Source organism: Paenarthrobacter sp. YJN-5, from assembly GCF_015040095.1.
Taxonomy (GTDB): Bacteria; Actinomycetota; Actinomycetes; order Actinomycetales; family Micrococcaceae; genus Arthrobacter; species Arthrobacter ureafaciens.
On the sequence record NZ_CP053544.1, the window covers coordinates 3,414,316 to 3,433,133 of the forward strand.

18 protein-coding genes and 2 pseudogenes are annotated in these 18,818 nt (G+C 60.4%); 12 read left to right on the plus strand and 8 right to left on the minus strand.

All coding sequences use genetic code 11. The annotated features are described in order from the left end of the window. Positions 1-49 precede the first annotated feature (49 nt). The 6 genes from HMI59_RS15815 (at position 50) to HMI59_RS15840 (ending at position 6,970) form a co-directional block, all read left to right on the plus strand. Positions 50-1,030: a hypothetical protein gene (locus tag HMI59_RS15815; protein WP_193591832.1), complete on the plus strand. Its 981-nt coding sequence runs from the start codon at positions 50-52 to the stop codon at positions 1,028-1,030. 459 nt (positions 1,031-1,489) lie between these two features. Further along, positions 1,490-2,605 (plus strand): SIR2 family protein, encoded by a 1,116-nt coding sequence (locus tag HMI59_RS15820; RefSeq protein ID WP_193591833.1) that lies wholly within the window; start codon positions 1,490-1,492, stop codon positions 2,603-2,605. Between the two features lie 459 nt (positions 2,606-3,064). Next, positions 3,065-4,756: a nuclease-related domain-containing DEAD/DEAH box helicase gene (locus HMI59_RS15825; RefSeq protein WP_227471412.1), complete on the plus strand. Its 1,692-nt coding sequence runs from the start codon at positions 3,065-3,067 to the stop codon at positions 4,754-4,756. Positions 4,757-4,805: 49 nt separating this feature from the next. Beyond that, complete coding sequence (locus tag HMI59_RS15830) at positions 4,806-5,501, plus strand: DUF6308 family protein (protein ID WP_193591835.1); 696 nt, start codon at positions 4,806-4,808, stop codon at positions 5,499-5,501. Positions 5,502-5,550: 49 nt separating this feature from the next. Next, positions 5,551-6,411 carry a hypothetical protein gene (locus HMI59_RS15835; protein ID WP_193591836.1) on the plus strand — a complete coding sequence of 287 codons (861 nt, stop codon included), beginning with the start codon at positions 5,551-5,553 and terminating at the stop codon, positions 6,409-6,411. Further along, a complete protein-coding gene (locus HMI59_RS15840; protein WP_227471414.1) occupies positions 6,404-6,970 on the plus strand; it encodes an alpha-amylase family glycosyl hydrolase in 567 nt (188 codons plus the stop codon). The genes HMI59_RS15835 and HMI59_RS15840 overlap by 8 nt, the downstream gene beginning before the upstream one ends. Before the next feature lie 62 nt (positions 6,971-7,032). Here HMI59_RS15840 and HMI59_RS15845 read toward each other — a convergent pair whose 3' ends face one another. Continuing rightward, entirely contained in the window at positions 7,033-7,269 is a 237-nt protein-coding gene (locus HMI59_RS15845) for a hypothetical protein (protein ID WP_193591837.1), read from the minus strand. 19 nt (positions 7,270-7,288) lie between these two features. On the opposite strand from HMI59_RS15845, the gene HMI59_RS15850 reads away from it, so the two are divergent. Beyond that, on the plus strand, positions 7,289-7,465 hold the full coding sequence (locus tag HMI59_RS15850; RefSeq protein ID WP_193591838.1) for a hypothetical protein: 177 nt from the start codon (positions 7,289-7,291) through the stop codon (positions 7,463-7,465). Between the two features lie 93 nt (positions 7,466-7,558). On the opposite strand, the gene HMI59_RS15855 is transcribed toward HMI59_RS15850, so the two are convergent. The 3 genes and pseudogenes from HMI59_RS15855 to HMI59_RS15865 form a co-directional block, all read right to left on the minus strand. Beyond that, positions 7,559-7,741, minus strand: coding sequence for a PLDc N-terminal domain-containing protein (locus HMI59_RS15855; protein ID WP_227471642.1), 183 nt, complete (start codon positions 7,739-7,741; stop codon positions 7,559-7,561). Between the two features lie 313 nt (positions 7,742-8,054). Continuing rightward, positions 8,055-9,311: an NYN domain-containing protein gene (locus tag HMI59_RS15860; RefSeq protein WP_193591840.1), complete on the minus strand. Its 1,257-nt coding sequence runs from the start codon at positions 9,309-9,311 to the stop codon at positions 8,055-8,057. A 169-nt stretch (positions 9,312-9,480) separates the two neighbouring features. Next, positions 9,481-9,699: pseudogene (locus tag HMI59_RS15865) on the minus strand (integrase core domain-containing protein); the annotation flags it as partial. 29 nt (positions 9,700-9,728) lie between these two features. Between HMI59_RS15865 and HMI59_RS25740 the strand changes: the two are divergent. After that, positions 9,729-9,869 (plus strand): annotated as a pseudogene (locus HMI59_RS25740) (FAD-dependent oxidoreductase); the annotation flags it as partial. Positions 9,870-9,950: 81 nt separating this feature from the next. Here HMI59_RS25740 and HMI59_RS15870 read toward each other — a convergent pair. The 3 genes from HMI59_RS15870 to HMI59_RS15880 form a co-directional block, all read right to left on the minus strand. Next, entirely contained in the window at positions 9,951-10,565 is a 615-nt protein-coding gene (locus HMI59_RS15870) for a dihydrofolate reductase family protein (RefSeq protein WP_193591841.1), read from the minus strand. A gap of 374 nt (positions 10,566-10,939) precedes the next feature. Beyond that, positions 10,940-11,245, minus strand: a complete 306-nt coding sequence (locus HMI59_RS15875; RefSeq protein ID WP_193591842.1) for a transcriptional regulator — start codon at positions 11,243-11,245, stop codon at positions 10,940-10,942. Then, positions 11,242-11,685: a hypothetical protein gene (locus HMI59_RS15880; RefSeq protein WP_193591843.1), complete on the minus strand. Its 444-nt coding sequence runs from the start codon at positions 11,683-11,685 to the stop codon at positions 11,242-11,244. Before HMI59_RS15880 ends, HMI59_RS15875 begins: the two co-directional genes overlap by 4 nt. Positions 11,686-11,863: 178 nt before the next feature. On the opposite strand from HMI59_RS15880, the gene HMI59_RS15885 reads away from it, so the two are divergent. The 4 genes from HMI59_RS15885 (at position 11,864) to HMI59_RS15900 (ending at position 17,387) form a co-directional block, all read left to right on the plus strand. Continuing rightward, positions 11,864-13,051 (plus strand): TerC family protein, encoded by a 1,188-nt coding sequence (locus HMI59_RS15885; protein WP_193591844.1) that lies wholly within the window; start codon positions 11,864-11,866, stop codon positions 13,049-13,051. 244 nt (positions 13,052-13,295) lie between these two features. After that, positions 13,296-15,449, plus strand: a complete 2,154-nt coding sequence (helR, locus tag HMI59_RS15890) for an RNA polymerase recycling motor ATPase HelR (protein ID WP_193591845.1) — start codon at positions 13,296-13,298, stop codon at positions 15,447-15,449. Positions 15,450-15,541: 92 nt separating this feature from the next. Further along, positions 15,542-15,787: a hypothetical protein gene (locus tag HMI59_RS15895; protein WP_193591846.1), complete on the plus strand. Its 246-nt coding sequence runs from the start codon at positions 15,542-15,544 to the stop codon at positions 15,785-15,787. Between the two features lie 67 nt (positions 15,788-15,854). Further along, positions 15,855-17,387, plus strand: coding sequence for a SpaH/EbpB family LPXTG-anchored major pilin (locus HMI59_RS15900; protein ID WP_193591847.1), 1,533 nt, complete (start codon positions 15,855-15,857; stop codon positions 17,385-17,387). Between the two features lie 26 nt (positions 17,388-17,413). On the opposite strand, the gene HMI59_RS15905 is transcribed toward HMI59_RS15900, so the two are convergent. Then, entirely contained in the window at positions 17,414-18,793 is a 1,380-nt protein-coding gene (locus HMI59_RS15905; protein WP_193591848.1) for an MFS transporter, read from the minus strand. Between the last annotated feature and the right edge of the window lie 25 nt (positions 18,794-18,818).

Sequence of the window (18,818 nt, forward strand, 5' to 3'; positions counted from 1 at the left end):
GGGGACGACAATAAACAAAGATTTCAGATGCCTCAATTAGCATTGGCGCATGACAATCTCTGTGGGGGAACTTTTCGCCAAGACCGGACTGGATGCAGCAGGAGTAGTTCGATGGCGCACGCCCATTCCCCTCAATGTTCCAGGGGTGTACGTAGTGGCATCGACTCCCTCCCTCGATGACGCCATAGGTCGCGTTCCGGCCTATCGGCCGGATCAGGAGGCCTTCCGCTCCCTCAGAATGCTTTGCCCGAACCCGACCGTTGACGGTATTGCGGCTTCCGATCAGGAGTTGGCCGATCGTATTGGTGCTTTTTGGATTCCAGAAACACCTATCCTTTACGTGGGCCTGGCCGGAACATCTGTCCAAAAGAGAGTCGGGCAGTACTACGCCACGGGCATCGGAAAGCGATCACCCCATGCAGGCGGCTGGTGGCTCAGAACGTTGGCAGAGCTAGAGAACCTCTACGTTCACTACGCGGCAGCATCTGACCCACAAAAGGCGGAAACGCATTTGCTCAGCACCTTCGCAGCGTCCGTTCCGGCAACGGTCAAGGAAGCACTTCACGACAATGAGCGTATAGCCCCGTTTGCCAACATAGACGCACAAAGGGGACTTAGGAAAAAGCACGGATTGCAAGGCGTGAAGATGTCCCGCATTCCTGTGGACGTAACCTCCACATCCAAGGTGGAGAAGAAGAAGCCGTCCTTCGAGTCTGAAGCCATGGTGACCGGAAGGAATGAGAAAACCGCCGAACATGGAGCCGTGCGAATCGAGTCACAAGTGATTACAGAGGGAGATCGCACTCGTTCTAACCTTCGCATCCCTTCCCGATCGAAATACGCTTTGCCGGCAAACGATGGGTACTTGAATGTCATTGTCAGTGGCGTGTCCTTACAAGCGCGATGGCGCGTCAACGGTTCGCGTTCTGGAACCATCGGGCTTGGAAACGACATCATGCGGACCCTTGGGACCACCGCTAAGAGCGTCTGGCTCCGTGTTTTGCCGGACGTAGTCATAGTTGAGGATTAGAAACTGATGAATTCGCCCCACGTCTTCGTCGCAATGGCAGACATCCTGAATCTGCGCTGCGATGCTTGGCTGCTCCCGACGGATTCGCGTGTTCGGATCGAGGAGCACTGGCTGGCTGCTCATGAAGATCTGCGAGATGTGGCTTCCAAATCAGCCTCTCAGGCGTTCCGGGAAGGAACTCGCCTTGCCGAGGTCATTCGTCCATGGGATGTAACGAAGCCGGTGCCTGTCCTTACAGCGGTCCCAATCGACGGTCGATGGGACGAATCTGCGGTGACTCAGCGGATCGAGGCATTCATCGAGTGTTGCGTTGGGGAGATCCCCCAACCGACCCACAGACCTTACAGACTTCTGGCTCTACCCTTCTTCGGGACTGGGTTCGGCGGTGCGGGACAGCATCTAGGAGCGGCACTCCGGGCCATCCTCACCGCGAGTCATGACCTTTCGAAGAAGTACCAAGTGGACATTGTCCTGGTCCTGAGGGACCGTGCCGCATTCTCCTTGGCTCAGAAGCTGCGACGTGACGAGGGCGAAACATCCGCATGGTCGGGACTCGACGTCAAGCTTCAGGAAAAGGCCCAATGGCTTGGGCGTCAGGCCCGAGCAGGTCACGTGGTCCCCTTCCTTGGGGCCGGCGTCAGCGTCAGCGCCGGAGCTCCCAGTTGGAAGGATTTGTTGCAGAAGCTCAAGGAAGGCGTCGAGCTGGATGCGCAGGACGATGCAGGCTTCAGCGGACTTCCCCTGGTTGACCAGGCAGGAATTCTCTCGCAGTTGTACTCCGAACAGCACAGCACATCTGAGGCTTTCGGAAAGGCCATATGCGATGCGGTAAGTCTCGAGAAGTACGGCTTAGCACCCGCCCTCCTGGCAACGTTGCCGTCTAACGGAGCCATCACGTTGAACTACGACCAGCTCTTTGAAATGGCATGCCGGGACGCCCAGCGCCCGCGGACGGTACTACCGGAAGACGTCCCCGCTGTAGGTAACAACTGGCTGCTGAAACTGCACGGTTCCGTGAGCCAGCCGGAAAGCATCGTCCTCACGCGCGACGATTATCTGGGCTATAACTCCAACCGCGATGCCCTCTCCGCGCTAGTCAAGGCGCACTTGTTGACGCATCACCTCCTCTTCGTTGGATTCGGGCTGGCAGACGACCATTTCCACGAAATTGTCCACGACGTCCGACGGGCTCTTCCCGCGCAGAGCACAAGTGAACGAGGAATGGGAACCGTCCTTTCCCTCTTCCATGAACCCATGCAGAACCTCGTATGGAAGGGAAAGCTGGACATCATTCCGATGTCCGAGGAGGAGTTCCCTTCGAACGAGGACGATAGTCGAAGGGCAGCAGCAAAGGCTGGCCGGGAACTGGAAGTATTCCTGGACATGATGGCGGCCTACGCCACCGAGAACCACTCATACCTGCTCTCACCCCTGTACTACCAAGGCATGACTGAGGCTGAGGCTAACCTTCGTCGCCAACTCCTGACGATGGCAAGCTCGGAACGGCTAGAAGGCACGGCTGAAGTATGGGGTGTCATCGACGACATGCTGCGGAGGCTGGGTTGGGCACCCTGATTCGAACAACTTCACGTCTCCCACAACCTTCGCACCCACAACCGGGAGGGACGACCCCTGGTTCCGTCTGACATCTTTCCGTCCTCTTCAGCTGCGGCTCCATGTATCGCCGGAACACGGCGGTCCACTGGCCGGCATCCGAAACCACGGCCCGCTGCGCAGACGGCCCCTGACCATGCAGCGCGGCGCCTTGCATGGCACCGGCAGCGCCGTCGAGCTTTCCAAACGTCAGCCCGAGATAGCGCACCTCGCGCTCTGGAATGTCAAGCACCCGTTTATAGCGAACGTTTGAAATTCCCTGTTCGCTTATCGGACACGTCACGCATAACCGCCCGAAAGCGTGATACAACAACCAAATAAGCTAACTGGGGGAAACATTGATCATTGAGTCTGGCTCGTTTCTTTGCTGCTTAAATGGGGCATTCCATGTTCCTACACCCTGCAGAATGGCGGGCTGAGATGACTCGCTGCATTCCGGAATCGCCACTGTTCACAGAGGGCCAAAGCGCCGAACGTTCTGTTTGGGAAGCTCTGAAACAATGCCTTCCTGACGACGCAGTCATGGCCCACTCCGTCCAAGTGCGCGATGGCCGGGCGGAACATGAGATCGACATCCTGCTCCTCTGGCCCGGGGTTGGTATGGCAGCCATTGAAGTCAAGGGCGGTCGCGTGTCAGTCGAGAACGCTCAGTGGTACCAGTCGGACCGAGCGGGTCGCCGCCACATCCAGAGCCCGGTGGCCCAGTCGCAAGGCTCCGCTCATGGGTTCAAGAATTGGCTGGGACGTCAGCTGGGAACACCGCTGACGAGCCGGTTCGCGTACATGGTGGCATTTCCGTATACGACGGTGCCGGCAGATTGGGAAATGGCCGGGTGTCCACGGGCGCTCGTTCTGGACGAATCGCAATGTGAATCCCCCGCAGAATTCATCCGAGCGGCTATTGAGAAGGAAGGAAACGGCGCTACGCCCTTAGCGTCAGCCTTCCTGGAGCGCATTGTTCGGCAACTCAGCGGGGATCTCGGCTCCAGGTCGGACTCAGCCACGAACCCGAAGGAAGACGAGGATACTCAGGACCATCTGACTGAACGACAAACAGTTCTTCTTCAAGCCACACGATCACTGACGCGCGTCCGTTTCACCGGAGGTGCCGGCAGCGGCAAAACCTGGCTGGCCGTGGAAAAGGCCCGGCTCCTCAGCAAGCAGGGCAAATGTGTTGGGCTCTTTTGCTACAACAAGGGGCTTGGCCAGTATCTTCAGGACCGCGTCTCAACTTGGCGGCAGGCAAAGCCGGTGTTCACGGGCGAATTTCACGAATACGTTCGGGGACTCGGAGTTCCGGATGGCACCGGGCAGGATTATTTCGACGTCGAGATGCCGCAGCTTTTGAAGGTGCTGGCGGCCGACATGGCCCCTGAGGATCGTCTGGACGCTGTCATCGTTGACGAAGCCCAGGACTTCGCTCCTCTATGGTGGGAGGCCCTTCTTGCCTGTACCTCCGACCCGGACAATGGCGAGGTATACGCCTTCATGGACGACCGGCAAGACGTCTACCGAAGGTGGGGAGGAGCAACGGCCGATTTTTCGAATGGCCCGACTGCCACCTTCGTCCCCATCCACATAGACGAGAATCTGAGGAACACTCGAAAAATCGCGGAAACCTTCAAACCTTTCGCTGGCGAACACTTCACGCCCCGAGGATGCACCGGGCTTCCAGTGCGCAGGGTTCAGTGCACGAGCGAGTCCGCGTTGGATGTCGCCGGGGACTGCGTAGATGCTCTCATTGATGAGGGCTGGGCGAACAACCAGATTGCCCTCCTGACGACTAAGGAACGTCATCCTGTTCATCTGGACTACTTCGAGCGGGGAGCCACCGATGAGTACTGGCGAGAGTTCCACTCCGGCGAGGCGGAGTTCTATGGACACGTTCTTGGATTCAAGGGCCTGGAACGGTCAGTAATCGTGCTCTGCGTCAACGGATTTAAGGACATGGACCGGGCGGTCGAGCAACTCTACGTAGGCCTGTCCAGGGCACGGAGTCTGCTGGTTGTGGTGGGTGACTCGGCCGTGCTCGAACAGGGCGGTGGCCGGGAACTGAAGCAGTCGCTGGCGAGGGCGCAGGCTTGGGAACCAACTTCTCTTACACCGCGATAGCCAACCCATGACTGACCCATCTACGGGCAACCAATCGATAGGACAAACTTTGACACTCCCAGACATTCTCTCAGCCGACCGCACCAATGAGGCTGCAGCGCTGCTCAAGAAGTACTACACGAAGCTCTACGACCTCGGCGTTCCGCAGAGCGGAAGCCGATTCGACGATTGGGCCGGTGGCGGCGACCGGCCCAATGCAGTGGATACTCTTACCGCCGACGATGTCCTTGCAGTGTCGTTCCTGTGTGTCCAGGTGCCCGCGCAGGCAGTTATTGGTCTCCTCGAAAGAAGCGCCAAGGAAGTATCAGAGCTTCTGGCCCAGATTCCGTCGGCCTTGGACCTCGCATCCGTAAAGACCGAGGAATATGAGGCCCTCCTCGGTCCTGAGAGCGCCGCAATTGGCCTTTGGCGGCTGCTGCGCGGAAACGGAAAACTCTGGGGCATCGGACCGACAACTGCAAGCAAGATCATGGCCCGGAAACGCCCGCGTCTGATTCCCATCTTCGATTCGGTTGTTGGCCCCCTCATGGGCCATACAACGCCCGAGGGGCAATGGAAGACCTGGCATAGTGTTCTCACCGACGGTTCAGGCCTTCAACAGAGGCTGCGATCGATCAAGACTGAGTCGGGGATTGACAAAGACATCAGTGAGCTTCGAACCATGGACGTCGTGCTTTGGATGCACGGCAAGGAGCAGGGGATGAAAGTAATCGAGGATTCCGGGCATGACGATTTAGCTAACTGAAGAAAAGAGAACTCGCTTCCGAATACCGACTGAAACTGAATGGGGAGTTATGCCTGTCTACCTTGAAGAACTTGCTCTAAGCGTTGCCAGATGCGATGAATTGGCTTCTGCCAACGATCCGCTTCTTGGTGAACAACATCCGTGTTACAAGATCGTCAGGTCCCAAGATGGGCATTCTGGGTCCTTTCAGGTGCCAGAAGCGTGGGCTGGAAACCTAGCGCAGGCTCGGGTTGTGTTTTTATCGTCAAATCCGGCTATCAGCGCAGGGGACCCTGCAGCAAAACTGCCAGCCAAGAGATTCGCCGAGAAGTACCCCACCACGGAATGGCCCGACACCGAGATCGCCGACTTCATGATCAATCGCTTCAGCCCAGAACATGTCTGGGTTAGTGATAGACGGCACCGCAAAGTAGACGAGGCATCTCTGGCTGGCGGACCGGCTTGGGGATCGAAGGAGCGCTATTGGGGCTGGATCGAAAAGCAGACGAATGCCCTGCTGGGCGACGAACTTCCTTGGTTTGAAGGCGCCGTAATGACCGAGGTTGTGCATTGCAAGTCTGGAAACGAACAAGGCGTCCAAGAAGCCGTTGCACTTTGTTCCACAAAGCACATGGGACGCATCTTAGGAGCCAGTCCGGCCAAGCTCGTAGTCGTGGTGGGAGGCAAGGCCGCTACTGCGCTCCGTGCTGCCTACCCCGACGAGTTCGAGGACAAGCCGTTGTTTGGGAAGCACGGTGTAGATGGCCTACCGGATCCCGGACAGAACATCTTCGAACTCCATATCGGCGGACAGCGCAGACTCATCTGCTTCATCAAACACCCAAGTGCCTTCGGTGGATCGGCGCATCTTACGAGCTCCTATCCTGCGGATTTTGACAGGCTCCAAGCGGCAGCCACAGCCAATGACTGACGGCAGAATAAACCCTGCCTCCAAGTTCCCCAGCACTACCATGGACCGGACGCCCGTGCTCGTTGACACCTCCTTCCCCACCCCCGAAGGCAGTCGGCCGTCATCGACCAGGTCTACCCGCGCTCGTCCGCGAACGGGAACAGCGACGGTGTGGGCGACCCTCGCCGGCCTCACAAAGCGTCTCGACTACATTGCCTCCCCCGGCGTCGACCAAGGCTACGACGCAAGCAACTACCGAGACGTGGGCCCTCTCTTCGGCATCATGGCCGAGTTCGACCCGCTCCTGGCGAAGGCCCACGCCTATAACCTACGTGTGCTGCAGGACGTCATGCCGAACCGCTGCTCCTCCGAGCACCCGTTGTTCAAGCCCGCCTTGGCTGCTGTGCCGGGCTCGCCTGAGCGGGAGATGTTCCACTTTGTCGGGCGGGCGGACGGCAACCCGGACCGGCCGCCCAACAACTGGCAGAGTGTCTTCGGCGGACCCGCGTGGAGCCGCACCAGCCCGCCCGGTGCTCCTCATGGGTGCCGTGCCACTGACATGTCACAAAAGTGGACGTAAATAGTTGAGCCTTACACTTCTTTATGTTCGTGATTCGCGGGAACTAAATGGGGCGACAGAGTTTAGAGAACTTCGTCGTAAATGAAATGGGGAATCTTGAAGAAATCCGTATTTGTGGTGGTCGTGTCATGTTTGGCATTGGCGGGTTGCGCAGGGACACCAGCCGCAGCTCCTACCGTCACGGAAACCGTAACTGCGACCGTCACGGCCACTGCAACCGTGACAGCATCAGCCGCGCCTGCGCCGGTTGTCACACCTGCTGCTGTCGTAGCAACTCCCGCAGCGACGACCGCGGTCATACCCGCGAATGTTGTAGGTATGAATGCCCAAGCGCTCGAAGAAGAGTTGGAAGCGCTCGGCTTTAAGAAGGTCATATTCAACTCCGACACCGGCAAGACGGTTCTGCTCCTCAGCAACTGGACTGTCACTGGCATTGACAACCCCGGAACTGAACAGGCCACAACCAAATCAGTTGTCGTTCACGTAACCAAGTAAACGGCTCGATTGGGTCAGAGCGGTCACGCGTTGGTCGCTCTGACCCACCGGATTAAGGGTCATGCTGCCTTGACGGATCTTGGTCGGGTTGCGTTAGGGCAGCTTCTTGAAGTGGAGGCTATCAGCGTGCGGACCGAGCCGCTGCCTCGCGTAAAGCCACGCCACAAGGCCCAATAATGGGACAGCCAACAACAAGAACAGCCACCAGGCCGTCGTCGTCTGGTCCAAGCGGTCGTCTTTCCTCACGTCGAAGATGCTCCAGAGGATAGACGCCATCACGAACACAGCCGAAATTGCAGCTAGAACAACTGGCGCCCATTGCCACGCGTTCATGAGCATTCACGCCTCGCCTTGATGGATCCTGGTGCCGGTCCGGGTAGTGGGTTACTTACGCAGTGGCTCGATTGCACAGTTCATGACGCAGGCAGAGCTCCCGTTCAAGGAGACGAGCGTTCAAACGGAGACCTCGTCCCCCGACGCTGTCATTTCGGAAATTTCGACATATTTACCCTCGAAGGCATGGGCAACGGCTGGCCGGGCCTACTCACGCGGATTGATCAGGTGCTAGTCCAAGTGAACTAGTCAGTCCTCAGCCCTTCCCTGGTTGTCCGGCTAGCCCTCCCCCGGTCCAGGCTCGGAGCTTTGCCGCTTCGCCTTTGTCCAGTTGGAGCCCGGCCACTCGGCACATGCCCTCCACGTGACCCACCCAGGCCCTGGCAAGCTCGGCTGAGGACAAGCCACTGACGAGAGTGACCTTGGCATAGATCAATCCCTGAATGACGTAATTCACGGAGGAACGGGCCACAGGAACATCCGAAGCTAAGCACTCATCCCGGACCAGTTTTGCGAGCTCACTCCGATTGGTGGTCTCGGCCAGTTTGTCGGCCAGAGTGACCAGAATCTGTCTGTATTGCACCGCCGACAAAGCCGGGATATCCGTGACCCGTGCAATCTGATTTTGGAATGAAGCGTCTGGATCTTCCACCATAGGGAGATCTCCCTGCGAGAACCGTTTTGCATCCCAAACCCACCCCGGGGAGGGAATAGGCGCAAACTGTATTCCGTCGTCGATGCGGGTTATCCAAGTACCGAATTTGCCTTGGCCGCCCCAGTCGCTGCTGAGCGTCGGATCCACAGACAATGCTCGCTGGGCAACTACCGCGGATTTGATCGGCCCCTCAGCGGCCTTGACCATCTCGCGTACCGCAACTGCTGCACTTGAAGCTAACGAGGCCTTCTTGGCCGCAGGCTTAGCAGTATCCCCAGCCCGTGGCCGGGCCGGCCCCACCGCGAGGGCGGTGCTCGCCACCCCACTCAGTAGCGCAAGGAAGTCGTGCGACTGAATAACCGTGTCCGCCATCTGTCTGTATGCCGCAGCAACTGGTCCAGCGACTATCACGGTCGTTCGGCGATCAGCAGCCCGGAACCGCTGAACGAGGGACGTGAAATCTGCGTCATCTGAAGCGATAAAGAATTCCTCCACATGCGCAGCACCAGCCAGAACATCTACTGCATCCAGCACCAGATTGATGTCCGTACTGCTCTTTCCTTGCTGAGTAAGGGAAGGACAGTCGATGACCCTGAAACCTGCGCGAGTCCAATAGGTCCGGTACTTCGCGTAAACAGTCGGGTTGAGGTAGCAATTGCGAATGAGGAATCGCACGTGTTTCCCGCCCGCTTCGTCCGCCTGTGTAATCGCGTCCAACCACTGGCCGGGATCAGTGGCAAACCGTTCCGCGGCAGAGGGATCAAGTGATTTGAGCCCGATATAGACGTTGTCGAAATCAACGAATATGGCTGCACGGACTCTGTTAGACGAGGTGGCCCCCACGAAAGGTACGGTCATCGCCCCATTATGGCCTTTACCAGTCGCCGCATCCGGCAAGCCACCGCACCCAACCCAACCACATGCCGTCGTACGCCACTCTCAGCCCGCAGGGACTGCACCGGGTTTCGTTGACTCTCAGGGTTAATAGTTTTCAGGCCGCTTGAAGGCCGGTTTCGATTGTCCTAAACTACATGGGCGTTTGACGACCGAGCCTGCGTTGGCGGCGCCGGTGGTGGTGGTAGGTTTTCTCGATCCAGGTAACGATGGCCAAGCGCAGTTCCTGTCGTGAAGTCCAGCGTTGTCGGTCCAGCCCGTTCTTTTGCAGCAGGGAAGAGAATGACTCCATGGCGGCGTTGTCGCCGCACGCCCCGACGCGGCCCATAGAGCCGGTCAACCCGTAGTTTTTTGCGTCCTAACGTGCTGGATGAGTAGGGCTACCCCCGGCACACCGGCGGCGTCACCGAGCAGGCCGGGTTATACGCCGTGGGGTTGCCTTGGCTGACACGGCACTACTCGTCGATCCTGGGCGGGGTTGGCATGGACGCGAAGTTCGTGGCGGAGCGGCTTTCCGCGTGAACAATAACCAACGAATCACCCAGCGCGCTTCCGTAGAGCGGGACTGTCACCCAGTCTTGGGTGCAGCGAGTGGACGGAGCCCTAGGCGATTTCGGCCATGTCCCCCACCCCAGGCGTCCCCTCAACCAAGGCATACCGCTGCATCACCGCACCCTTCGGCGAGGCAACAACCGGTTCGATAAGTTGAAGGTTCGTCGGCACCGCTCCATCCGCGAACACCTTCTTCCCACGGCCCAGGATGATCGGATAAACCCACAGATTGAGCCGGTCGAACAGCCGCTCCGCGAACAGGGTCTGCACAAAGTCAAGGCTGCCGATCACGTGGATGTTCTCGTGCTTGTTGCGGAGCTCGCGCAGGGAAGCCACCACGTCAGGACCGAGCTGTGAGGAGCCATCCCACCCCAGGTTCAGCGACTGCCGCGATGCCACGTACTTCGGAATGCGATTGAATAACCGCGCGATTCCACTGTCCTGGTGCGGCCAGTACGAAGCGAAGATGTCGTAGGTCCGGCGTCCAAGCAGCAGCGCGTCCATCCCCACCATCCCCGATTCGACCTGCGCGCCAACCACATCGTCAAACAGAGGCGCCTGCCACCCACCAAACTCGAAACCGCCCTCGGGATCTTCCTCAGGTCCCCCGGGCGCCTGCGCGACGCCGTCGAGCGTGGTGAACAGGTCAATTTGGATCAGTCCCATGTCGGGTTCCTTCCCTCCTGCCCGTCGTCACCCCGGCGACAGGACCATGTCGAGGCTTCCACACGAACCCGCGCGAGGCAATGGTCAAAACCTCCACGACGGCGACGCTCACCCTCAGCGGCGGTCCCACCCCGTTAGTGGACTCGAGTTTGCGCTTCAACGTCCGGGGCCGCCAGCCGCATCGACAGCGAAACATAGATCCCCAGTACAGGTGGCGGTTTCAACCTGGACACCCCTATGGGCCAACAGGCCATCGAAGGCATGGGCAACGACTGGCCCGGCCTGCTCGCGCGCATCGACGAAGTCCTGGTCACTGCCAGCTAAGCGCGCGGCACTAAAGGCGGCATCCGCCGTCGTGCTTTGACAACAAAACGTCAGCCGCCCGCAATCTCCCGCAGCGTCTGCAGGTGCGCCGCCCAGACGTCCCGCCCAACAGCCGTCAGGCTGGCAGAGGTTCGGGGCATCTTGCCGGCGAAGCTCTTTTTGATCTTCACGAACTCGGCCTTCTCCAAAATCGAAAGCTGCTTGCTCAGCACAGAGTCACTGACTTGGATGGCATCGCGGAGGTCCTTGAAGTCCAACGACTCTGCCTTCGCGAGCGCGGCCATGATGGAGAACCGGACCGGCGAATGCACTACTTCATTCAGCTGGTGGCGCGGGTGTTCCGCAGGCGTGTTCATGCGAGAAGCTCGCGGAAGGCGGCAGCGAGGCCAATAGCGGCCAACGCGATAGCGGCCGGAATGAAGAACCACAGGTTGCCGTCCGGGAAGAAGTAGGTTCCTCCTACCAGCGCCACAACGTACAGGGCGAAGTAAGCGACGAGCGACGTGAGGAACCGTTTGGTGTAACCAGCCTTTGTTGACCTTTGGAACATGGGCCAGATGCACGCCGTCACCGCGCCCCACGCGCCCACCGAACAGGCCAGAAGCGCCGCGCCGTATCCGGTATGCAAGACGATTTGCATGCCGATCATAAGCAGGGAACCCATGATCGCGAGGCTCGTGAAGAGGACGGCTACGGGCCAAGCTGCTGCGTTGATTGACGTGGCGCCCAATGAGTCCGCTTTGGCCAGCAGTTCGCGTGCTTCAGTTGCCGAGATGTTGCCTGCGTTCTCATTCATGATTCCCCCAAAGTAGTCGTGACATTCAGTACATCACTGTAAGAAAGTACTTTCCATATTGTCAAGTACTTTCCAATGATGGCCGTTGTCGTGCGCCCCACCCGACCCGGTAAGTTGGAGGCAGAAGTTACACGACCCTCGCTGAGTTCCACGCCCCGCCTCACGAAAGCAGGATCCAATGACTGTCTCTCCCCTGATCTGGGGCATCACCATCGTCGTCATTCTGGCGCTCCTGGCGTTCGACTACTTCTTCCACATCCGCAAGGCCCACGTCCCCACCCTGAAAGAGGCGGCGGTCTGGTCGTCCATTTACGTGGGCCTGGCTGTGCTGTTCGGCATCCTGGTCCTGGTGTTCGGCGGAGCGCAGATGGGGTCGGAGTACTTCGCCGGCTACATCACGGAGAAGGCCCTGTCCGTGGACAACCTCTTCGTCTTCCTGATCATCATGGCCAGCTTCCGGGTTCCGCGTGAGGACCAGCAGAAGGTGCTCCTGTTCGGCATCGTGTTCTCGCTGATCGCCCGGACCGGCTTCATCTTCCTGGGCGCGGCTCTGATCAACTCGTTTGCTTGGGTGTTCTACCTGTTCGGCCTGATCCTCCTGCTGACCGCCGGCAACCTCCTCAAGCCCGATGGCCACGGCGACGATCAGGCGAACAACTTCATGATTCGGCTCGCCAAAAAGCTCTTCCACACCACAGATAAGTACGACGGCGACAAGCTCTTCACGATGGTTAACGGCAAGCGTGCGCTAACCCCGATGCTCCTGGTGATGGTGGCAATCGGCGGCACGGACATCCTGTTCGCGCTCGACTCCATTCCGGCGATCTTCGGCCTGACACAGAACGTGTTCATCGTGTTCACAGCCACGGCCTTCTCGCTGATGGGGCTGCGGCAGCTGTACTTCCTGATCGACGGCCTGCTGGACCGTCTCATCTACCTTTCCTACGGCCTGGCCGCGATCCTGGCGTTCATCGGCGTGAAGCTGATCCTCCACGCTCTCCACGAGAACAACCTCCCCTTCATCAACGGCGGCGAGCACGTGAACGTCGTCGAGATCTCCACCGGCCTGTCGCTCAGCGTCATCTGTGGAACGCTCATCGTGACAGTGGTCCTGTCCCTGCTCAGCCCGGCCGGCAAAGCACAGACCGCCATCAACAACGCCCGCCGCCACGCCATCGACTACATGGACCTCGACTACACCGCCGACGCCACAGAACGCGAACGCATCTACCGTGCCCTGACCGAGGAAGAAGCGCAGATCGTGCGGATGCCGTTGAAGTACCGGAACAAGGCCAAGGACATCGAGAAGATCCGCGAGCAGGTTGCCGAAGCTCACCGGCAGCACGAGGAGTTCCTGCAGCGGTAGGCCCTGAGCTGCCCGATTCGATGACTAGCTGCGTGTTAGACGCTTCCTACCGTCTAACACGCAGCTAGTCGTCTAAACGGGCAGCCGGGTGCGTCCCAAACGCGCAGGCCGGCCACCCAAAAAGCCCACAAAAAAGAGGAGAACGCCTCTCCTCACTTTCAATCTATACGGCACAGGGGGCCTTGCCGCAAGGGCCGGGGTCTGCCGCACAATGGGGAGCTGAATCCGGACCAAGGAGCTCCCCATGCCTCTCGCAACCAGTGCCTTCAACCTGCCCGAGCACCTATCCCCCAAAGCCGCACCCTCCCTCATCGCCCAGGACGAGCAGCACTTCGCAGCCATCGCCGGGAGCCTGGAGCAAACGATCGCGGACCTCGAAGGTCAGCTGGAAGCCATCAAGAAATCCCCCAGTCGCTTTGGCCAGGAGGCCGTTGAGAAGGACGTCGAAACCCGTCGCCTCACGGGCAGGCTCAAAGCACTGAAAGCGTACGGCCTGGACCTCTGCCTGGGTCGGGTCGTCGCCACGGAAAGCCACGAACCCCTCTACATCGGCCGACTCGGCCTCACGGACAGCGACGGCCAACGCCTCCTGATCGACTGGCGCTCCCCCGCCGCTGAACCCTTCTTCGGCGCAACCCACGCGAACCCCATGGGCCTGGCCAGCCGCCGTCGGTACCGCTGGACGCGTGGCCGGATCACCGACTACTGGGACGAGTCCTTCACCAGCGACAGCGAAGAGAACCCGGCCTTGGAGGATCTCTCCGCCTTCATCGCCAGCCTGGGCAGCAGCCGCTCCGCGAAAATGCGCGACGTCCTCGGCACCATCCAAGCGGACCAGGACGCCATCATCAGGGCATCGTCCCGCGGTGCTTTGGTGGTCGACGGCGGCCCGGGTACCGGCAAGACAGTGGTCGCCTTGCACCGGGCAGCGTACCTGCTCTACTCCGATCCCAGGCTCGGGCACAGGCGTGGCGGCGTACTCTTCGTCGGTCCGCATCGGCCCTACCTCAACTACGTGGCCGCCGTTCTTCCCAGCTTGGGCGAGGAGGGCGTGCAAACGTGCACCTTCAGGGACCTGGTTCCCGAAGGAGCCGCCGCGGCACCCGAGCCGAGTGCCGCCGTCGTACGCCTCAAAACCACAGCAGATATGGTTCGGACCGTTGAAAAAGCCGTCCGGTTCCATGAGGAACCGCCCAAGGATGGTATTGAGGTGGAGACGCCGTGGGCGGACGTGTGGCTCAGCGCGGACGACTGGGCCGAAGCATTCAACGCGCCGTCGCCCGGGACGCCGCATAACGAAGCGCGCGAAGACGTCTGGGAGGAGCTTGTCACCATTCTGCTGGACAAGTTCGATACCGACGAGATCCCCGAGGACCTCCTCAGAAGGACGTTCGCCCAAAACACCGAGCTGACGGACGCGTTCAACAGGGCTTGGCCGTTGCTGGACTATGCCGAACTGGTCGCCGACCTGTGGCGCGTTCCGGCGTCCCTTCGGCTGAGCGCGCCGTGGCTCACTCCGAAAGAAGTGGCCACCTTGCAACGAAAGGAACCAAACGCCTGGACCGTAGCCGACCTCCCGCTCCTGGACGCTGCCCGTCAACGCCTTGGCGACCCGCGTGCGGCCCAGCGCCAGCGGCGTCGGAACGCCGAAGCAGCTGCCGAAAAGGAACTCATGGACCGTGTGGTTGAGGATCTCATCGCCGCCGACGACTCCGAGCTCCAAGTCATGTCCATGCTGCGCGGCGAGGACATGCAGGAGAAGCTTGCCGACGATGACCTGCCCATCGCGGATCCCGACGCACTGGCCGGACCCTTCGCGCACGTGGTGGTGGACGAAGCCCAGGAACTCACCGACGCTGAGTGGCAAATGCTCCTTCGGCGCTGCCCGTCGCGCAGTTTCACGGTGGTCGGCGACCGCGCGCAGGCCCGCCACGGCTTCACCGAGTCCTGGCAGGAGCGGCTGGAGCGGGTGGGATTGGGCACCATCAATCTGACCAGTCTCAGCATCAATTACCGCACGCCCGAGGAAGTCATGGCCGAGGCCGAGCCCGTCATCCGCGCCGCCCTCCCCGACGCCAACGTGCCCACCTCCATCCGGACCGGCGGCCTGCCGGTGGCGCACGGCTCCATCAGCGAGTTGGGAACCGTGCTCACCGACTGGCTTGAAGCGCACCCTGAGGGGACGGCTTGCGTTATTTCCAATTACGACGCCGGAACAGGCCCGGTCCCAGCGTCGCCGCGCATCCGGGTGCTCGCGCCGGAACTGGTGAAGGGCCTTGAGTTCGATCTGGTGGTCCTGGTTGATCCGGAGTCGTTCGGTGACGGCATCGAAGGAGCCGTGGACAGCTACGTCGCCATGACCAGGGCAACGCAGCAATTGATGATTCTTAAAATCTGACCGCTTTTCGCGTCACATCCCGTCCCGTTGTGCCACTGAGTCTGAAAAGTACTCGCGGTTGAAAGACTCGTGCGCAAAAAGAGGGATGACTCATGAACCAAACCAAGGACCCCGGGGACGCCGTGCAGGCAGATGCAGGCTGGATTGTGGCCACCGACTGGACCGGGGTGCGGGGACGCAACGTCGAGGTCTATGAACACGGCGAATTCATGGACCGCGGCAAAGTGGACACCGTCACCTCCGATGGCAACATCCTCTGGTTGTCCTTCCAAGGCAACATCCCGCGCCGAATCATCGAGAAACTGCCCGAGACCACCATCCGGGTGCTGCCGGATTAGTCCACTTGATTCACCAGCCAGGGGTCAAAGACCGCCCTGTCATTCGGCGCGCACAGAAAGAGGTTCAATGAAGAGTCATTTCCCCGGGCGGGCGTGGAGATCAGCCGCCGCTTTGCTGCTCGGTAGCTTGCTGGCCTTTTCCATCACTCCAACGGCGTCGGCAGCACCGCTGGTTGATGCGGATCAAACTGGCTCCATCACCGTACACAAGTTTGAAAAGCCGACGAAAGGGGGCGGCGGCAACAACGGCGGTGGCGGCCACAACAACGGCAGCGCGGGCAACGGCGGCGGCAACGGCTTCGGCACGTTCGCGGCTCCGGACACGTCAGGCTTTACTCCCTTGCCGGGGGTCGAGTTCACCATCCAGCAGGTCAACATTCTGGACCTGTCCACCAACGCGGGATGGGAGGCCGCCAACAACCTAAGCCACGTCTTCGATCCGTTCAACGCTACCGGCTCGATTTCGGGAGCAGGCTACACGCTGGGCACAGCCGTCTCGCAGACAACCGCCGCGGACGGAACGGCCCTTTTCCCCAACCTCCCCGTTGGTTTGTATCTGGTCACGGAGACGAGCGTCCCGGCAGGTGTCACACCGGCCGCACCGTTCCTGGTAACCATCCCCACCACGGATCCGGACATTCAGAACAACTGGCTGTATGACGTTGACGTCTATCCCAAGAACTCGGTCTCCAGTGCAGAAAAGTCCGTCAAGGATGCCCCGGATGTGAAGCTGGGTGACCAGATCGACTTCACCATCCTCGGCGACATCCCGAACGAAGCGGTGATCGACGGCTACAGGATTGTGGACCATCTGGATACCAACCTCACCTACGTCGGAACAGAGGTGACCCTTGCTGACGGGACCGCACTGATCTCGGGCAATGACTACGACGTCGTCTTTGATTCCGGCACGAACACCGTCTCGGTGATCTTCACCGAAGCCGGCCGGCAACTGCTGGCGGCGCGTACAGACACGCGGGTCCAGGTGGTAGTTTCCGTGCTGGTCAACGCCGTGGGCGAGATCGAGAACGAAGCTCTCCTCTACCCCAATGCGGCCAGCGTCAGCGTTGATCCCGGACAACCCGGCGGACCAGTGGTCACCCCTCCGGTGGTTACCAAGTGGGGCGCGTTCACCGTGGAGAAGATCAATGAAAGCGGAGCTGGGCTCTCCGGCGCTTCCTTTTCTGTCTATGCCTCCCTGGCTGATGCAACGGCCGGTTCGGACCCTATATCCATCGACGGTCAAACATCGTTCACCGTTGCCAGCGACGGAACCCTGACCATCCCCGGACTGCGCTATTCGGACTGGGCTGACGGGGGCGCCGTAGCACCGGGCAGCCCTGACTTTCGGACCTACTACTTGGTGGAAATCAACGCGCCCTTCGGTTACGAGTTGCTGGCTGAGCCCATCCCTTTCCTCGTCACCGCAGCCACCACCACGGTTGGGGTGGACCTGCAGGTCAAAAACATTCCCTCCAACGGCGGCTTCCAACTGCCTTTGACCGGCGGCACAGGAACCGGCCTGATCTACACAGTCGGTGTTTCGATTCTGATTGGCGCTGTCATTGGGATCCTCCGATCCCGCAGGTCCAGAAAATGACCGCCGGCAGTCCGCAAGCGGTGAACCTACAGACGGCCAACCCCATCGGCCGGCTTCTTCCACATCACGGAGAGCACAATCACCACCAGGCTCAGCGCGAGCATCACCCAAACCATGAGCCCCCAGTTCGCCTGGTTGACGCCCGGCCCGTAGAAAACACCAATCAGTACAGTGGCCGTGATCGCGCCGAGATACCGGCACGTCTGGAAGATGCCGGCGGCAACACCGCGTTCCTCGGGCCGGGCAGAAACGTACAGGGCTTGGTTCGAAGCCGTGCTCACCGCACCGTACGGCACACCCATGACGGCGGTGACCACCAGCACCAGCGGCGGCCACAGGGACAGGGTCAGCAGCCCCAGCCCCGCCGAAGCAACGTTCAGGACGCAGACTCCGGTGACGAGTACGGCCCTCACCCCAAACCGCTCAATCAAGCGAACGGTGAAGGGCGTCACCACAACCGACAACGACGCAAGGGGCAGCATCAGCAGGCCCACCAGTCCGGCGTCGTAATTTCCTGCCTCCTGCAGCAACTGCGGAACGCCGAAGAACGCAAAGTAGTAGACCCCGCTGAACACAATGAACACGAGGTAAATCAGCAGCAGCGGACGGTTTCGCCCCAAAAGCCGCAGGTCCAGGAACGGCGGGCTGAAGCGGAGTTCACGCCACGCGAACAGCGCACCGATGACGACGGCGGCGGCCAGCAAGTGCCAGCGGAACCCGGGCATGACGTTGAGCAGGGCCATCATGGCCAGCATCAAGGACGCGACGAAGGCGAGGATGCCCGGGATGTCAGAGTCGCGGATGAGCTTGCCGAGGGAACCCGTTTCCTGCCCGGTATCGACGGGCGCGGTGCGGTGGACAACCAGCAGGGCGGCCAGGGCCAGGGGGACGTTGATGACGAAGAGCGCCTGCCAGTCGAACAGGCTCACCAGCAACCCTCCCACCACGGGGCCAACGGCGGCGGCGGAAGTGTTGGCCATTTGGATGCGCCCGAGCGGACGCGTGGTGGGCTCGTTGGCCAATCGGCTCAGTTCGGTGACCATGACCACCGCGCAGGGATACGCCGTCGCGGTACCTACCGCCATCAAGGCGCGGGCCACACAAACCAGCGCGAAACTCGGAAGGAACGGGGCGATGGCGCAGGTCACGGCGACGAGCGCCATCCCGAAAGTGAACAAACGGCGTGGTCCGAAGCGGTCGGCCAGCCTGCCCATGAGCGGCTGGCCCGCCGCGGAAGCAAGGTAGAACGCCGTGATCACCCACGTGACCGTTGCAACGTCGAGGGAGAAATCCTCCCGCAGCACCACCAGCGCCACCGCGATCATGGACGAGTTCAGCGGGTTGAGCGCGGTACCGATGCTGAGCGCCGCGACGGCGAGGCCCGGGCGGGAGTTCTTATGCGTCACGTACCCAGTCTGGTCCAAGGTTGCC

Bases quoted from the DNA above. Each gene is read 5' to 3' on its own strand.
- HMI59_RS15855 (WP_227471642.1), bottom strand. From the start codon at position 7,741: ATGGCGTCTATCCTCTGGAGCATCTTCGACGTGAGGAAAGACGACCGC.
- HMI59_RS15870 (WP_193591841.1), bottom strand. From the start codon at position 10,565: ATGGGACTGATCCAAATTGACCTGTTCACCACGCTCGACGGCGTCGCG.
- HMI59_RS15900 (WP_193591847.1), top strand. From the start codon at position 15,855: ATGAAGAGTCATTTCCCCGGGCGGGCGTGGAGATCAGCCGCCGCTTTG.
- HMI59_RS15845 (WP_193591837.1), bottom strand. From the start codon at position 7,269: ATGACCGCGGTCGTCGCTGCGGGAGTTGCTACGACAGCAGCAGGTGTG.
- HMI59_RS15840 (WP_227471414.1), top strand. From the start codon at position 6,404: ATGACTGACGGCAGAATAAACCCTGCCTCCAAGTTCCCCAGCACTACC.
- helR (WP_193591845.1), top strand. From the start codon at position 13,296: ATGCCTCTCGCAACCAGTGCCTTCAACCTGCCCGAGCACCTATCCCCC.
- HMI59_RS15835 (WP_193591836.1), top strand. From the start codon at position 5,551: ATGCCTGTCTACCTTGAAGAACTTGCTCTAAGCGTTGCCAGATGCGAT.
- HMI59_RS15815 (WP_193591832.1), top strand. From the start codon at position 50: ATGACAATCTCTGTGGGGGAACTTTTCGCCAAGACCGGACTGGATGCA.
- HMI59_RS15850 (WP_193591838.1), top strand. From the start codon at position 7,289: ATGAATGCCCAAGCGCTCGAAGAAGAGTTGGAAGCGCTCGGCTTTAAG.
- HMI59_RS15875 (WP_193591842.1), bottom strand. From the start codon at position 11,245: ATGAACACGCCTGCGGAACACCCGCGCCACCAGCTGAATGAAGTAGTG.
- HMI59_RS15885 (WP_193591844.1), top strand. From the start codon at position 11,864: ATGACTGTCTCTCCCCTGATCTGGGGCATCACCATCGTCGTCATTCTG.
- HMI59_RS15825 (WP_227471412.1), top strand. From the start codon at position 3,065: ATGACTCGCTGCATTCCGGAATCGCCACTGTTCACAGAGGGCCAAAGC.
- HMI59_RS15860 (WP_193591840.1), bottom strand. From the start codon at position 9,311: ATGACCGTACCTTTCGTGGGGGCCACCTCGTCTAACAGAGTCCGTGCA.
- HMI59_RS15895 (WP_193591846.1), top strand. From the start codon at position 15,542: ATGAACCAAACCAAGGACCCCGGGGACGCCGTGCAGGCAGATGCAGGC.
- HMI59_RS15880 (WP_193591843.1), bottom strand. From the start codon at position 11,685: ATGAATGAGAACGCAGGCAACATCTCGGCAACTGAAGCACGCGAACTG.